Origin of the sequence: Acinetobacter oleivorans DR1 (assembly GCF_000196795.1) — a bacterium.
Lineage (GTDB): Bacteria > Pseudomonadota > Gammaproteobacteria > Pseudomonadales > Moraxellaceae > Acinetobacter > Acinetobacter oleivorans.
In genome coordinates this window covers 2656959-2672039 of record NC_014259.1, presented here as the reverse complement: position 1 = coordinate 2672039, position 15081 = coordinate 2656959, and the positions used below count along the sequence as shown (strand labels likewise).

Annotated in this window: 14 protein-coding genes and 1 riboswitch; of the genes, 9 read left to right on the top strand and 5 right to left on the bottom strand. The window is 41.1% G+C overall.

Annotation, left to right across the window (positions count from 1 at the left end):
• Nucleotides 1-159: 159 nt before the first annotated feature.
• From AOLE_RS12430 to uca, 4 genes are all read left to right on the top strand, one after another.
• Nucleotides 160-1323 (top strand): zinc-dependent alcohol dehydrogenase, encoded by a 1164-nt coding sequence (locus AOLE_RS12430; RefSeq protein ID WP_013198316.1) that lies wholly within the window; start codon nt 160-162, stop codon nt 1321-1323.
• Nucleotides 1324-1511: 188 nt separating this feature from the next.
• Nucleotides 1512-1607: riboswitch (guanidine-I (ykkC/yxkD leader) on the top strand.
• Between the two features lie 28 nt (nt 1608-1635).
• Complete coding sequence (locus tag AOLE_RS12425) at nt 1636-2376, top strand: urea amidolyase associated protein UAAP1 (RefSeq protein WP_013198315.1); 741 nt, start codon at nt 1636-1638, stop codon at nt 2374-2376.
• Between the two features lie 15 nt (nt 2377-2391).
• Nucleotides 2392-3045: an urea amidolyase associated protein UAAP2 gene (locus tag AOLE_RS12420; RefSeq protein WP_013198314.1), complete on the top strand. Its 654-nt coding sequence runs from the start codon at nt 2392-2394 to the stop codon at nt 3043-3045.
• Nucleotides 3046-3047: 2 nt separating this feature from the next.
• Nucleotides 3048-6653 carry an urea carboxylase gene (gene uca, locus AOLE_RS12415; protein WP_013198313.1) on the top strand — a complete coding sequence of 1202 codons (3606 nt, stop codon included), beginning with the start codon at nt 3048-3050 and terminating at the stop codon, nt 6651-6653.
• A gap of 40 nt (nt 6654-6693) precedes the next feature.
• Here uca and AOLE_RS12410 read toward each other — a convergent pair whose 3' ends face one another.
• Nucleotides 6694-7230 (bottom strand): NAD(P)H-dependent oxidoreductase, encoded by a 537-nt coding sequence (locus AOLE_RS12410; protein ID WP_013198312.1) that lies wholly within the window; start codon nt 7228-7230, stop codon nt 6694-6696.
• Nucleotides 7231-7322: 92 nt separating this feature from the next.
• Between AOLE_RS12410 and AOLE_RS12405 the strand changes: the two genes are divergently transcribed.
• From AOLE_RS12405 to AOLE_RS12390, 5 genes are all read left to right on the top strand, one after another.
• Entirely contained in the window at nt 7323-7688 is a 366-nt protein-coding gene (locus AOLE_RS12405) for a winged helix-turn-helix transcriptional regulator (protein WP_013198311.1), read from the top strand.
• A gap of 221 nt (nt 7689-7909) precedes the next feature.
• Complete coding sequence (locus tag AOLE_RS19945) at nt 7910-8035, top strand: hypothetical protein (RefSeq protein WP_001000625.1); 126 nt, start codon at nt 7910-7912, stop codon at nt 8033-8035.
• A gap of 4 nt (nt 8036-8039) precedes the next feature.
• A complete protein-coding gene (locus tag AOLE_RS12400) occupies nt 8040-8474 on the top strand; it encodes a CopG family ribbon-helix-helix protein (protein WP_001118705.1) in 435 nt (144 codons plus the stop codon).
• A 12-nt stretch (nt 8475-8486) separates the two neighbouring features.
• Nucleotides 8487-10298: an allophanate hydrolase gene (gene atzF, locus AOLE_RS12395; RefSeq protein WP_013198310.1), complete on the top strand. Its 1812-nt coding sequence runs from the start codon at nt 8487-8489 to the stop codon at nt 10296-10298.
• Complete coding sequence (locus tag AOLE_RS12390) at nt 10295-11317, top strand: ABC transporter substrate-binding protein (protein ID WP_013198309.1); 1023 nt, start codon at nt 10295-10297, stop codon at nt 11315-11317. Before atzF ends, AOLE_RS12390 begins: the two co-directional genes overlap by 4 nt.
• A 51-nt stretch (nt 11318-11368) precedes the next feature.
• Here AOLE_RS12390 and AOLE_RS12385 read toward each other — a convergent pair whose 3' ends face one another.
• The 4 genes from AOLE_RS12385 to AOLE_RS12370 form a co-directional block, all read right to left on the bottom strand.
• Nucleotides 11369-12250, bottom strand: coding sequence for an ABC transporter ATP-binding protein (locus AOLE_RS12385; RefSeq protein WP_013198308.1), 882 nt, complete (start codon nt 12248-12250; stop codon nt 11369-11371).
• Nucleotides 12250-13194, bottom strand: a complete 945-nt coding sequence (locus tag AOLE_RS12380; RefSeq protein ID WP_009389057.1) for an ABC transporter permease — start codon at nt 13192-13194, stop codon at nt 12250-12252. The genes AOLE_RS12385 and AOLE_RS12380 overlap by 1 nt, the downstream gene beginning before the upstream one ends.
• A gap of 95 nt (nt 13195-13289) precedes the next feature.
• The gene (locus tag AOLE_RS12375) at nt 13290-13691 is read right to left on the bottom strand and encodes a hypothetical protein (RefSeq protein WP_013198307.1); all 402 of its coding nucleotides are present in this window, start codon (nt 13689-13691) and stop codon (nt 13290-13292) included.
• Entirely contained in the window at nt 13684-15024 is a 1341-nt protein-coding gene (locus AOLE_RS12370) for an MFS transporter (protein WP_013198306.1), read from the bottom strand. Before AOLE_RS12370 ends, AOLE_RS12375 begins: the two co-directional genes overlap by 8 nt.
• Nucleotides 15025-15081 lie beyond the last annotated feature (57 nt).

The following is a 15081-nucleotide window of genomic DNA, read 5'->3' as shown; positions in this document are numbered from 1 at the left end:
TCCCTAGCTGAAAAAATCCTACATTCATTAAATGTTACTGAAATCTCTGTCGCGTTGCATTTGAACTATATGCCTTACGTGAAGAGTAAGAATCGTTGCAAACCGTAAAGAAAGCCTCCTCATAATCAAAGGACATCACAGAAAATAGAGGAATATAAAATGCGCGCTCTAACTTACCACGGTGCAGAAGATGTTCGAGTAGAAACAGTAGCAGACCCTATTATTCAAGAACCGGATGACATTATTTTACGAGTGACTGCCACAGCCATTTGTGGCTCTGACTTACATTTATATCGAGGCAAAATCCCTAGAACCGAACAGGGCGATATCTTTGGGCACGAATTTATGGGCGTGGTTGAAGAAGTCGGCCCAGCTGTCACCGCAGTCAAAAAGGGTGATCGAGTGATTGTTCCTTTTGTGATTGCCTGTGGCGAATGTTTCTTTTGCCAACTAGACCTAACCGCTGCCTGCGAAACCACTAATACAGGGCGCGGTGCAATTATTAATAAAAAGCAGATTCCACCAGGCGCAGCTTTGTTTGGCTATAGCCATCTTTATGGCGGTGTACCGGGTGGGCAAGCAGAATATGTGCGTGTGCCAAAAGCCAATAAAGGCCCTTTTAAAGTGCCAACCTCATTGTCAGATGAAAAAGTACTTTTCTTGACGGATATTTTACCGACTGCTTGGCAAGCAGTGACCAATGCCCAAGTGACTCGTGGCTCAACCGTTGCAATTTATGGTGCAGGGCCAGTCGGACTATTAAGTGCCGCTTGTGCCAAGATGCTTGGTGCTGAAAAGATATTTATGGTTGATCACAATGACTATCGATTGAACTATGCAGCGGCAACATACGGTGCTATTCCAGTTAATTTTGACGAAGTCGATGCGGCCGAATTTATTATTCAACATACCGACAATTACCGCGGTGTCGATGCTGTGATTGATGCGATTGGCTTTGAGGCAAAAGGCAGTGTGATTGAGACAGTTCTAACTAATTTAAAGCTTGAAGGTTCAAGTGGTGCAGCGCTTCGTCAATGTATTGCCGCAGTTCGTCGTGGTGGTGTAGTCAGCGTACCGGGTGTATATGCAGGCCCGATTCATGGCTTTTTATTCGGCGATGCTTTTGATAAAGGACTGACTTTTAAAATGGGCCAAACCCATGTGCATCAATATTTACCGCAACTCTTGGAATTGATTGAGCGTGGTGATTTGTCACCTGAAACGATTATTACCCATCGAATGAAATTAGAAGATGCCGCAGAAGGTTATCGTATTTTTAATGAAAGAGAAGAGGACTGCCGTAAGGTGATTCTGCTTCCTTAAACTCTCAATCTTATAATCCATTTTTAAGCCTCTTAGTGAAAGGGGCTTTTTTATTTTCAAGATGCACAATTTTGAGTGCAGTTTTTTATTTTTGAACTTAAATCGCACCTAAACAGCCCAAGTTTAGTATTACTTTTAACTAAAAGCGTAATACTAAACTGGCATGTCCTTTGCATAGTCATAACCAATCAAAAGTGATCTAGGGTTCCGATACTTACAGTATGACTGGACCGAGAGTTCACGGTTCCTAGCGAACTACACGGAGGGATAAAAGCCCGGGAGGAAGTCTAAAACTATCCGACAGGAGTAGCTATGAACACTGCAAGTTATCATAACAATCAGGCGATTTGGACCGAACTTTTACCCGGAGGACATCACTGGTCGGGTCGTATTCAAAAAGGAACCATTCTTAGATTTACATCGCTTGGCGCTCAGGCAAATGTTTCTTTGTTTTGTGTAAATGCTGCCGATGTGCTTGAACGTTTTAACATGCCCGACAGTTTAAAAGGGCAACATACCGCCTATTTAAAAACTTCCAATGTATTGTACTCAGACCTTGGCCGTGTCATGGCTTCCATTGTTCATGACGATCATGGTTGGAATGATGCACTTTGTGGTCCAAGTCGACCAGAACAAATTGAGAAGCAATTCGGCAATCGCACATTTCAAGATGCCCGCAATGATATGTACCAAAATGGCTTAGACAGCTTACTCATTGAAATGTGTAAATACGGACTTGCTAGCCAAGACCTGAGTGCCGCCGTTAACCTATTTTCTAAAGTTGTGCCAGATGAAAACGGCGCTTTGTCTTATGTCAGTTCTGACAACACCGATCAAACCATTGAACTGCGCTTTGAAATGGACTGCTTAATATTTTTATCTGCTGCGCCGCATGGTTTAGACACCAGCCCAATCTATCAACCTGCCGATATTCAACTCAGTTTATTTAGAGCCAATTCACTAACAGACAGCGATATTTGTCGTGATGCGTGTTCGCAAAATCAGCGTGCGTTTCAAAACACAGCCCGCTACTACGCGCTTAGCAATATTTAAATCAGGAGAAGCATCATGACAGTTTTACAATCATTTGAAAAAGCAGTTTTAAATGAAGTTTGTCCTGCGGGTGAAGCGTGGATGTGTGAGGTTAAAAAGGGCCAATATTTTCGAATTATTGATCTTGAGGGAAACCAAGCGGTCGATACTTTGTTTATGAGCGCCGAAAACCCAACTGAGCGTTATAGCGCAATGGATACCTTGGCCATCAACCAACAGATTTATTTGGAAAAGGGCACCAAGCTCTATAGTAACTTTGGCCGCCCAATTGCTGTTATTCATGATGATAACTGTGGGCGCCATGACACCATTGGCGGTGCTTGTTCATGTGAAAGTAATACAGTTCGCTATGCACATGAAACGTATCCCATGCATAGTTGCCGTAACAATTTTATGTATGCTTTGGCAAAACACCCAATTGCAAAAAAGCATGGTTTAAATGTCCGTCATATCGGTCCAAACATTAACTTTTTTATGAATGTGCCAGTAACATCAGACGGTCAGCTTAAATTTGATGACGGAATTTCAGCGCCGGGGAAATATGTCGAAGTTCGGGCAGAAATGGATTTAATTGTTTTAATTTCAAATTGTCCGCAGCTCAATAACCCGTGTAATGCCTATAACCCAACCAAAATTCAACTGGTTGTCCGTGAAGCGGAAGGGGTGTAAGCATGTTTAAAAAAGTTCTAATTGCCAACCGTGGTGCAATTGCTTGTCGCGTCATTCGCACTCTTAAAAAACTCGGGATCGCTTCGGTGGCTGTTTATTCGGAAGCCGACCGTGATTCGTTACATGTGACTTTGGCCGATGAAGCTTTCCTAATTGGTCCTGCACCTGCGCACCAAAGTTATTTAAATATTGAAAAGATTCTTGAAGTAGCAAAACGGTCGGGAGCAGAAGCCATTCATCCCGGTTATGGTTTTTTGTCTGAAAATGCCGAGTTTTGTGATTTGTGCGAAAGTCAAGGCATTGCCTTTATTGGGCCAACTTCAAGCCAAATGCTCGATTTTGGTTTAAAACATACTGCACGTGAACTGGCGATTAAAAGCAATGTACCCTTACTTCCGGGTAGCTCATTACTTGCCGATGAAGCTGAAGCCTTAACTGAAGCAACGCGTATTGGTTATCCAGTCATGTTGAAAAGTACCGCGGGTGGCGGTGGTATTGGCATGCGTTTGGTTTGGAATGAAGTCGAATTAAAAGATGCCTACCAAACCGTATCTTATTTAGCGCAGGTCAATTTTAAAGATGCAGGTTTGTATTTAGAGAAATTTGTACAACATGCACGCCACATCGAAGTACAAATTTTTGGTGATGGGCAAGGACAAGTTTTAGCCTTGGGTGAGCGTGATTGTTCGGTGCAACGCCGTAATCAAAAGGTGATTGAGGAAACACCCGCTCCACATCTAAATGAGCAGCAACGCGACTACCTGCAAAAAGTTGCGATTCAACTCATGCAGTCAGTGAACTACCGCTCGGCTGGCACAGTTGAGTTTGTCATGGACACTGAAACCCAAGAATTTTATTTCTTAGAGGTTAACACGCGTTTGCAAGTCGAGCACGGCGTGACCGAGCAAGTGTTTGGTGTCGACTTAGTTGAATGGATGGTTACACTGGCAAGCGGTGACTGGTCAGCACCGACTAAAAAGTTAGAGCCAACTGGACATTCCATTCAGGTCCGTCTTTATGCCGAAGACCCGATTAAACAGTTCCAGCCAAGTGCGGGCCTACTTACACATGTTAAATTTGACCCGCAAACCCGAGTCGAAACATGGGTAGAAACAGGTTCAACGGTTTCGTCTTTTTATGACCCAATGATTGCTAAAATTATTGTGACCGCTGCAACACGAGAGCAAGCCATACAGGCAATGTGTGCCAGTCTTGCCAACACACAGGTGGCTGGTATCGAAACCAATTTAGAATATTTGCAAAATATTATTGCTTGCGATGTGTTTGCTTTAGGTACTCAAACCACTCGGTTTTTAAATACGTTTGAATGGAAAACTCAAAAAATTGAGGTGTTGCAGGCTGGTATTCAAACCGCCATTCAAGACGTAACAGGTCGACTAGGTTATTGGGATGTTGGGGTGCCGCCATCAGGTGCTATCGATCCGCTCAGTTTAACTGTAGCAAACCAGCTTTTAGCCAATGAGCCAAATACGGCAGGGCTTGAATGCACCTTGCAAGGGCCAACTTTAAAGTTTCACTGCGACAGCCAAATTGTCATTACAGGTGGTGATATGCCATCAAAACTTGATGGTGAACTTGTGCCGATGTGGCAAACCATTAATGTAAAAAAAGGCCAAGTTTTAAAATGCGGGCTTATCCGTTCAGGTTGCCGTAGCTATATTGGTGTTAAAGATGGTTTCGATGTTCCTGACTATTTAGGGTCGCAGGCGACTTTCACTTTGGGTCAGTTTGGTGGGCACGCAGGTCGTAATTTATTAATTGGTGATATGTTGCCAATTACTGAATATTCCGCTCAATCGACTACTACTTTAGCTCAAGCACAAATTCCTAGCTTTACTCAAAACTGGGAAATTGCAGTCATGTATGGCCCACATGGCGCACCAGATTTTTTCACCAAACAAGATATTGATACCTTTTTTGCCAACGAGTTCGAAATTCACTATAACTCAAGCCGTACAGGTATTCGTTTAATTGGACCAAAACCTGAGTGGGCACGTGAAGATGGCGGTGAGGCAGGTTTACATCCTTCCAATATTCACGACAATGCGTATGCGATTGGGGCAATTGATTTTACGGGCGATATGCCAATTATTTTGGGTCCAGATGGTCCAAGCTTAGGTGGCTTTGTTTGCCCTGCGGTAGTGATTCATTCCGAGCTTTGGAAAATTGGACAACTTAAAGCAGGTGATAAAGTTAAATTTGTACCTGTGAGTTATGCGCAAGCAAAAACACTCGATCAAAAATATCATCAAAGCTTAACCGCGGCTGATACGACTCAGATCAATTTTAACCCAGCTATTCAAGCAGAGCCCGACACTTTAAAAGATGCTGTTTTAGCCACTTTAGAAGGTAAAACTGATTTACCAAACGTGACCTATCGACCAGCAGGAAATAGCTATTTGTTGGTGGAATATGGTGAGTTAGTACTCGATCTAAATTTACGCTTCCGTATTCATGCGCTCATGCAATGGGTCAAAGATCAAAACATTCAGGGCATTATTGACCTAACACCGGGTATCCGTTCACTACAAATTCATTTTGATTCAATCCAGCTCGATCAACGTGAACTTTTACAAAAACTTCAGCAAGCAGAAGCCGAGTTACCCGATATTCAAAATATGCAGGTGCCTTCACGAACTGTCTATTTGCCTTTAGCTTGGGAAGATTCACAAACTCAACTTGCCACCGAGCGCTACACACAAATTGTTCGACCAGATGCGCCGTGGTGCCCAGATAACGTCGAGTTTATTCGTCGTATTAATGGTTTGGCTTCTAAGCAAGCAGTTAAAGATGTGGTCTATAGTGCAAACTATTTGGTGATGGGTTTAGGTGATGTCTATTTAGGAGCACCTGTTGCAACACCGCTCGACCCACGCCAACGTTTAGTCACCACAAAATATAACCCTGCGAGAACTTGGACACCTGAAAATGCCGTCGGTATTGGCGGTGCCTATATGTGTGTATACGGCATGGAAGGGCCAGGTGGCTATCAGTTTGTTGGCCGTACCACTCAAATGTGGAGTCGTTACCGTAAAAATGCCGACTTCGAAGATGGCAAACCGTGGTTATTACGCTTTTTTGACCAAGTGAAGTTTTATGAAGTTTCTGAGACTGAACTTTTGCAAATGCGTGAAGACTTTAAGGCGGGCCGCCTACAACTTCGTATTGAAGACGGTGTACTCAATTTAAAAGAATACAACGCGTTTTTAAAAACACATCAAGACAGCATTCAAGCCTTTAAAGACATGCAACAAGCCAATTTCGAGGCTGAACGTCGCCGTTGGCACGAAGCAGGTTTACAAGAATATATCTCTGAAAGCCTAGATGCTGTAGATGAAGGTGAAACCGTGGTTATTCCTGAAGGCGGTTGTGCAGTCGAATCACACATGCCGGGGTCAATCTGGAAAATTGAATGTGCATCGGGAGATATTGTTGAAGAAGGTGCAACCCTTGCGGTGATTGAGGCAATGAAAATTGAAATTCCAATTATTGCGCCCGAACGCATGAAGGTTGAAACCATTACCATTGAAAAAGGGCAAACCGTAAAAACAGGACAAGTGCTATTTACATTGGCACCTGTGGCCTAAATTAAAAAGAGAGCATCGATATTGATGCTCTCTTTAAATCTTATGCTTCAGATAAATGCTTTAATACTTTATGACCATGTTCAACCGCTTCTAATTTAATTTTTGACTCTGGGTTACCTGATAAAGGCGAAACGTCATAAAGCAAGTAAGTGGCGCTTAACTGCATTTGCGTATATTGAATTGAATATTGAACCGCTTTTAAAAAGCTATCGATTAAGTTTTCTTGGTCGTTCACCATGTTGGCTTCTGTTTGGCCGACCGTCATACTAATAATGACTTTTTTGTCTTTTAATTTATCGCCCTGAGAGCCATAAGCAAACTGGTAAGTAAAAACTTCATCAAACCATAATTTCAAAATTGCCGGCATATTAAACCAGAACATTGGATATTGCAGAATGATGGTGTCATGGCGCAACAAGGCTTCTTGTTCAGCACTTACATCAATTTGGTAGTCTGGATAAAGTTGGAAAATATCTCGGACTTCAAGGTCTGGATAGGTTTTTACGAGTTCATTCACAATCGTTTTATTTGCAATAGATTGCGCGTAGTAGGGATGAGCTAAAATCAGTAAAGCCATGAGAGTGCCTTTAAACTATAAAAATAATAGTCACTATAATTTTTATAGTATTGGCGTACAATAACTATCAAAGTTGATAGGTAGTGTTAAAAATGGCAAATACTGAAAATACATGTGAAGTCACAGTAAATGGAAAAACTTATCCATGTCATATCAGTATGGCTATGGACTTGGTGGGTGGAAAATGGAAATGCGTGATTTTGTATTATTTAAAAGATAAACCGAAACGCTTTAATGAAATCAAGCAACTCATTCCTACAATTACTGAAATGACATTAAGTCTTCAACTCAAGCAGTTAGAGCAAACCGGCTTAATCTCTAGAACGGTTTATGGTGAAAAAGCACCGATCAAAGTTGTCTATGAAATGACAGATTTTGGAAAAACTTTTAGGCCAGTTTTAGATTCTTTATATGTATGGGCTCATAGTTTGATTAGTTTATCTGAGGTTGCAGAATAAAAGTTCGATTCACAATTATTATAATTAATATAAAAGATTGATTTTTTAATGCTCACTTCAATTAGCCCCATCCCTGTGCATGGGGCTTTTTTTGTGCCCAAAAATCACTCATAAATACCCATAAAGCCTATCAAAACGACGCTTAAAAACTGGCACATTTTCTGCATCTCTTATCAGTAATACAAAAACTGAATTTGGTAATACCAAACTAGAGGTGCGATATGAACGATGTAAAACCTGTGGTTCAACCAAAGCCAACGTTAAAAGCCTTTTTAGTCGAATTGCTTAGCGTACGTGCAGGCGTATATATCAAGCAAAACAATCAGCCGCCTAAAACAAAAGGATAAGACTGTGGCAAAACAAAAGTTGGCTCGAATCAGTATTACTGTACCTGAAACGACCCTCAACGCACTCGACCAAAAAATTGTCGAGCAGAACTATGAAAGTCGCTCGCAAGCCATTGTCGACATGATTAATAAACACCTGATCGCAGAGCAGGCGCAGGCTAATGAAGTCATGGTGGGCACCTTGACGTTACTTTATGACGCTAGCCAAATGACCTTGCGTAATCAATTGGTCGATTTACAGCAACAGTTTTTAGCGCAGGTGATTAGTTCACTTCATATTCAGCTCGACCAACAAAAGATATTGCAAGTCATGTTAATGCAGGGCGCGAGTTCTGAACTTAGACAAATTAGCCAGCAATTTATTGTGCTGAAAGGGGTGATCAAAGGACATCTAGAACTGATGGATGCCGTCATGCCGCCTATACAGCAAAATGACTAAATGAGGAGTAGCGTGTTGAAAAATTTATGGACAATCCAAGACTGGAAAACAGCATATCAAAACGGGCAAATCCATCTTACAGATCTGATTGGCTATGTTGCAGAAATTAAAAATGATGACCATGCGTGGATTGAAATTGCATCGAACGAGCAGATTCAGGCACAAATTGATGTTTTAAAAGATCAGAATATTGCTGACTTACCTCTATACGGTGTGCCATTTGCAGTCAAAGACAATATTGATGTTGCTGGTTTTCACACTACTGCCGCCTGTAAAGAAGTTGAATATTTAGCGACACAAGACGCTGCCGTAGTTGCCAAGCTAAAAAAAGCAGGGGCGATTGTGGTCGGTAAAACCAACCTAGATCAGTTTGCGACTGGGCTGGTTGGCGTTCGCTCTCCCTACGGTGCAGTAAAAAATAGTTTTAACCCCGAATATATCAGCGGTGGTTCAAGTTCGGGTTCCTCAGTGGTGGTTGCCAATGGTATTGTGCCTTTTAGTTTGGGGACAGACACGGCGGGGTCCGGACGTGTTCCCGCAGGCCATAACAATATTGTGGGTCTTAAGCCGACAAAGGGCTGGTTTTCTACCATAGGTTTAATTCCAGCCTGTCGGACTATTGACGTCATTTCTATTTTTGCACTGCATATTGATGACGCTTGGACCGTTGCCAGTTTAATGCAGGGTTACGATGAAACAGATGAATATTCACGAATGCATCCAGCCAATGTACCGACTCAGTTTTCTAAACGAAAAATAGCTATTCCAGCTCAGCTTGAGTTTTATGGCGATCTGGAATCTGAAAAAGCCTTTTTAGTTGCAGTCGAGCGCGTAAAAAAACTGGGCTATGAAGTTGAGAGTATTGATTTCAGCGCGTTTAATGAGCTTGCTGCTGCACTGTATAACGATGCTTGGGTGGCTGAAAGAACAGTCGCCGTTGAACGTATGATAACACGTGAAAAGGCTTATCCAGTCATTGCTCAAATTATTGCGCAGGCAGATAAATTCAAGGCAACAGATGCACTTCAAGCTGAATATAACCGCGCCGTTCTGGCTCGAAAAATTAATTTGGCATTACAACCTTTTGATGCATTGATGGTTCCGACAGCGCCAACCATTTACACCATTGCAGAAGTTGAAGCCGACCCATTGACTAAAAATGCACACATGGGAGCCTATACCAACTTTGTCAATTTTGCCGATCTTTCTGCTTTAGCCTTACCTAATGTACTCCGTGAGGATGGCTTACCAAGCGGAGTAACCTTTATTGCACCTGCGTGGCACGATCAAGCGCTCGCTAATTTTGCACAGCTTTGGCAAGCCGAAACATCGCTGAGTTTAGGTAAATCAACTCAATATTATCAAAAAAGTATAAACATCCACTCGAATCATTCAGTACAGCTTGCTGTAGTGGGAGCGCACTTAACAGGCATGCCGCTTAATTTTCAGCTCACTAGCCGCAATGCCACTTTGCTTAAGAAAACACAGACCGCCGAGACTTATAAACTCTTTGCCTTAAAAAATACCACGCCACCAAAACCTGGCCTGCAATACGATGCAGCAGGGACATCAATTGAAGTCGAAGTATGGGATGTTCCTTTAGCAAATTTTGGAGCCATTGTGGCTGAAGTACCTGCACCTCTTGGCATTGGGAACCTCAAATTAAAAGATGGTACATGGGTCAAAGGCTTTATTTGCGAAGCTTATGCCATTCAAGATGCAATCGATATTAGCCATTTTGGAGGCTGGCGAGCCTATATACAGTCACTCAATCAAACCGCTCAAAGTGTTGTTAATAAAAATGTTGGGGAAGTTTCTATATGATTAAAAAAGCGTTGTTATCCGTATCTATTTTATCGGCAGTTGTATTGGGTGGGTGTGACAATACCGCTAAAGTGCCCGAGGCTAAACAAGACACTCAGGCATCCACAAATACAAAACCAATTACCATTGGATATAGCGATTGGCCGGGCTGGGTGGCTTGGCAAGTGGCTATTGAGAAAGGCTGGTTAAAAGAAGCAGGGCTAAATGTAGAGTTTAAATGGTTTGATTATTCGGCTTCGCTTTCAGCCTTTTCGGCAAATCAGCTCGACGCTATTTTGGTCACCAATGGCGATAACTTGGTAACTGCTTCTGGCGGTACGCAAGGCATGATGATCATGGCAACGGATTATTCTGCGGGCAATGATGTCATTATTGCGAAAGAGGGTATTAACACCATTCAAGACTTAAAAGGAAAATCAATCGGCGTTGAAAAGGGCTTGGTTGATCATCTTTTACTGGCAACAGCTTTAACCGACCATAACATTAAAGCGAATGAGGTAAAGCTGGTAAATTCAGCGACGAACCAATTACCTCAAGTATTTAATAGCCCCGATATTTCTGCGATTGCTGTTTGGCAACCTGTTGCAGGTCAGGCATTAAAAGCAGTGGCAGGCTCTAAAATTATTTATACTTCTAAAGACAAGCCGGGTTTAATTTATGACACCTTGACTGTCAACATGAGCCATTTAACTGCTCATCAAGAAGAATGGAAAAAAGTCATTCAGGTGTGGGACAAAACAGTTAAATATATTAATGACCCTGCAACCCATGCCGATGCAGTTAAAATTATGGCAAACCGTTCAGGGGTTGACCCAAAACAATATGAGTTGATGGTTAGCGGTACGCATTTATTAGATATCAATGCTAATAAAAAAGTATTTACTAAATCTCAAGGCTTCGATTCGATTTATGGCTCTACTTATCACGTCAATAAATTTAATGTCGAAAACGGTATTTATAAAACCGAACAAAATGTAGATGGGCTGATTTATCCAACACTCATAGAACAACTCAAATAAACCCCATAAATTAAAAAGCCCAAGATGAACTTGGGCTTTTTTGTGTCTGACTTATTTTTCTGTACTGACCTGAGTCATACGTGGAATTTTTGGTAAGTCTTGTAAAGCAGGGTCAAGCTCATCTTCTTCAGCGTGTACCAGATAATCAACTCGTGCTCGAAGTTGTTTGAACTCAGGTGTGCTCATCAAGTCGAGTGAGCGTGGACGCGGTAAATTAACTTCAATAATTTCCTTAATTTCACCCGGGTTGGCTTTGAGTGCCACAATTCGGTCTGCCAGTAAAATGGCTTCATCCATGTCATGGGTTACAAAAATAATGGTGATATCAATGTTTTGCCATAAATCCATCAAGTGCTTTTGCATTTTTTGACGAGTGTGCGGGTCGAGTGCACCAAAAGGTTCATCCATGAGTAAAATTTTAGGTTGATTAACCAAAGCTCTAGCAATCGCAACGCGCTGTTTCATACCGCCAGAAAGTTGGTGTGGATACTGATTTTCATATTTTTCTAAACCAATAATATTAATCCATTCACGTGCTTGAGCTTCGGCTGTCATTTGACTAGCGCCGCGCATTTGCGGGCCAAACATCACGTTTTCTTTTACAGTTTTCCACGGAAAAAGGGTATAGCCCTGAAACACCATGCCGCGTTCAGGACATGGACCCGTAATGCATTCTCCGTCTACTAAAACTTCTCCACTATGGTATGGGTCTAAACCTGCAATAACACGACTTAGAGTCGATTTGCCGCAGCCAGAAGGACCAATCACACAAATAAATTCTCTTTTATGAATTTTTAAATCGAGCTTATTTAAAACAGTGCGTTCGCTGTGACCATGCTTAAAGACTTGGCTCAGTTGTTTAGCTTCTAAAATAACAGGACGTTCATAAATTTTTTGAAAGTATTCATGCGCGTTAAATGTTGAATCGTTCATTATTTTGCTCCTACTTTCCAAGTGAACATCCGCTCACCTAACTTCATTAATAGCCAATCACAGACCAGACCAATCACTCCAATAATCAAAATAGCCGCATAGACATTGTCAAAGTTTTGATAGCGTGCCTGTTGAGTAATAAACCATGTAATACCCGAGGTCGTACCAATCAACTCTGAAACTATTAAATAGGTCCAAGCCCAGCCCAATAGAACACGTAAGTCACGGTAAATATCAGGTAAGGCCGCAGGAATCACCACGTGAAATAAACTTTTAAGCTTATTGGTGCCAAGCGTATAGCCAGCTTCAATTAAGCTTCGATCTACCATTCGGGTGGTATTGGCAATAATTAGAATTTGCTGAAATAGCGTACCAATCACAATAATGGCAATTTTAGGTGCGTCATTAATCCCTAAAATTGCTACTGCAAGTGCTCCAAAGGCGGGAGCTGGTAAGTAACGGAAAAACTCAACAAAAGGTTCTGTTAACAGTGATATTCGCTTAGAAAAACCACACAAAATACCCAGTGGAATTCCAATCAATGAAGAGATAAAAAAAGCTGAAAAAACCAGTTTGATACTGTGCCATAAACTTTGATGAAACCACGGCGAATCAGGTTGTTCTGGTGGCGTGGTAAAGGCGGTGACCAAAGCCTTAGCGACTTCATGGGGAGCTGGTAAATAAATCGGATTAACCAAAATACCTTGTGGTGGTGCAGAATTTCGATTGACTGCATTTTGTGCTTCGAGATAGAACACATTTTTATCAATGCGACTTCCTACTTGTAAGTAAGAAACACTTCCCGAACTCGTGATTTGTACTTGAGGATGCCAAACAAAAGGTAAGTAACTGATTGCGCACCAAAGACATATTGGAATAACGAAAGAACAAATACTGAGAATCAGCTTGTTCTTTCGCGTAAATTCCTTTGCAACATAACCCATATCGACAGCTCCCCATTTTGATCAGTATTACGATTTTCATAAAACGTAATATTGTTAAGCAAAATAGGTGCCATCTTTAAGGTACTCCAGATGAGTTAAGAAGATGAGGGAACTAAAGTTTCATGTAAATAAACCCAATAACATTTTTCGCCGTCTACTTTAATGCAGGCTGTAGAGGTACGTACTGTCTCCGTTTCATCAGTTTGCTGATGTTCCTGATATTGCACCCAACAATAATTTTCAAATTCGTATAAAGCTGTACTATTAATAATGTCGATTTTTAAAGAGGGTTTGTTTCCAATATTTTGACTAAATAAACTATTCACTTCTGCGAAACCAATGCTGTGACCTTGAACGGTGACCATCTTAAAATTTTGATCAAAGCTATCTAAAAGCGGGCTCAGACTTTGCTCTGCATTTTTTCCTGTAAATACATTTTCTATTAAAACATGTAGGTCAATGACACTTTGAATGGCCTGATCCATTTGTTTAGACATGGGTTTTCTCCTTTAAAACGGGAATGAGTGAAAGTAAGCAGAGCAAAGCTGCAATTAAAAAAGTATGTTGATAACGAAGCAGATCGCTTGAGCCAGACATCAAGTTATATATTGAAATGAGTACAACAGTACCGACACTAAAAGAAACTTGTCGATTAATATTCCAGAGCACACTTCCTTGTAGTAAATCTTGGTCTGAAAAATCAATCAATGAGCTAATTTGGGCAATATTGGCACTTAGACCGCCACCCATACCCATCAATAAATAAGCAATCACTAAAAAGCTCAAAGGACTAGTATTTGAAATATAAAACAAAAGAAATATACCAAAGCTATGTAGGGTTATTCCGATAATAAGAAGATACTTTTTTCCTAACCGTTGATAGAGCAGGCCGCCACTAATCATGGCTGCGAGTGCCCCAGTTGCATAGAGCAACATGAATAAACCAGTTTGTTTTGCATTAAAGCCAAAGTTAAGCTGTAAATTAAAAATATTGAGTAAATTAACGCCTGTAAAAATACCCGGAACGGCGTAATAGACAATAAATGCATTACGTAAATTTTTATTTTTTAATAACTCAAGATTAAGAACAGGATGGGAAGTTTTTTTCGCATGTCGAATATAAAAAATAAGCATTCCCACCGAAATTAAAAAACTAATTAGAGCGAATGAGGCGTTATGGTAATCGCTATAGAACGAAAAGGAGAGTAATAAAGATAATAGGCTTATATTAAAAATAACCAAGCCTTTTATGTCTGGTTTTTCACTCGAAACATTCTCTGTTTTTTTAACCCATAACCATGCCAGGGCTGCTGCCAGTAAAGAAAAAGGAAGGTTAGATAAGAACACCCATCTCCAATTCAATGAATCAATAATCACGCCACCAATCGCAGGTGAAAAAGCTGGCGCAATCAGTGCAATTGCCATAATTAATGTAGAAATGCGTTGGCGTTCTTGGTTCGGGAAGAATGCATACACGAGAGCTTGCCCGACTGGAATTAATAAACCTCCAGCTACACCTTGAATAAATCGCCAAAAAATTAAGCTATAAATCGATTCGCTAGAGCCAATAAAGCAGATGCTTATCGAGAATAACAGCATCGAATAACACAATAATTTTTGGTTACCAAGTTTGGTGGCTAACCATAAACTCATGGGCATAATTAAAATGAGGCCGAGAATATAAGCATTTGTTACCCAAGCGACCATGGATTGGCTAACTGAAAATGACGATGCAATATTAGGCAATGCAATTGCAGACATAAAAATGTTGATGCAATCAATAAAGAATCCAAGTAAAAACACTGTTGCTATTTTATATCGATAAGACATACCTACCTCCGTGCAGGCAGGGTAAGATTTGGCTCTTTTATTGTCGATGCAAGCGAA

What these genes read in the sequence shown, in the direction of transcription:
- AOLE_RS12430 (WP_013198316.1), top strand. Translation starts at nt 160, where the DNA reads ATGCGCGCTCTAACTTACCACGGTGCAGAAGATGTTCGAGTAGAAACA.
- AOLE_RS12425 (WP_013198315.1), top strand. Translation starts at nt 1,636, where the DNA reads ATGAACACTGCAAGTTATCATAACAATCAGGCGATTTGGACCGAACTT.
- AOLE_RS12420 (WP_013198314.1), top strand. Translation starts at nt 2,392, where the DNA reads ATGACAGTTTTACAATCATTTGAAAAAGCAGTTTTAAATGAAGTTTGT.
- uca (WP_013198313.1), top strand. Translation starts at nt 3,048, where the DNA reads ATGTTTAAAAAAGTTCTAATTGCCAACCGTGGTGCAATTGCTTGTCGC.
- AOLE_RS12410 (WP_013198312.1), bottom strand. Translation starts at nt 7,230, where the DNA reads ATGGCTTTACTGATTTTAGCTCATCCCTACTACGCGCAATCTATTGCA.
- AOLE_RS12405 (WP_013198311.1), top strand. Translation starts at nt 7,323, where the DNA reads ATGGCAAATACTGAAAATACATGTGAAGTCACAGTAAATGGAAAAACT.
- AOLE_RS19945 (WP_001000625.1), top strand. Translation starts at nt 7,910, where the DNA reads ATGAACGATGTAAAACCTGTGGTTCAACCAAAGCCAACGTTAAAAGCC.
- AOLE_RS12390 (WP_013198309.1), top strand. Translation starts at nt 10,295, where the DNA reads ATGATTAAAAAAGCGTTGTTATCCGTATCTATTTTATCGGCAGTTGTA.
- AOLE_RS12385 (WP_013198308.1), bottom strand. Translation starts at nt 12,250, where the DNA reads ATGAACGATTCAACATTTAACGCGCATGAATACTTTCAAAAAATTTAT.
- AOLE_RS12380 (WP_009389057.1), bottom strand. Translation starts at nt 13,194, where the DNA reads ATGGGTTATGTTGCAAAGGAATTTACGCGAAAGAACAAGCTGATTCTC.
- AOLE_RS12375 (WP_013198307.1), bottom strand. Translation starts at nt 13,691, where the DNA reads ATGTCTAAACAAATGGATCAGGCCATTCAAAGTGTCATTGACCTACAT.
- AOLE_RS12370 (WP_013198306.1), bottom strand. Translation starts at nt 15,024, where the DNA reads ATGTCTTATCGATATAAAATAGCAACAGTGTTTTTACTTGGATTCTTT.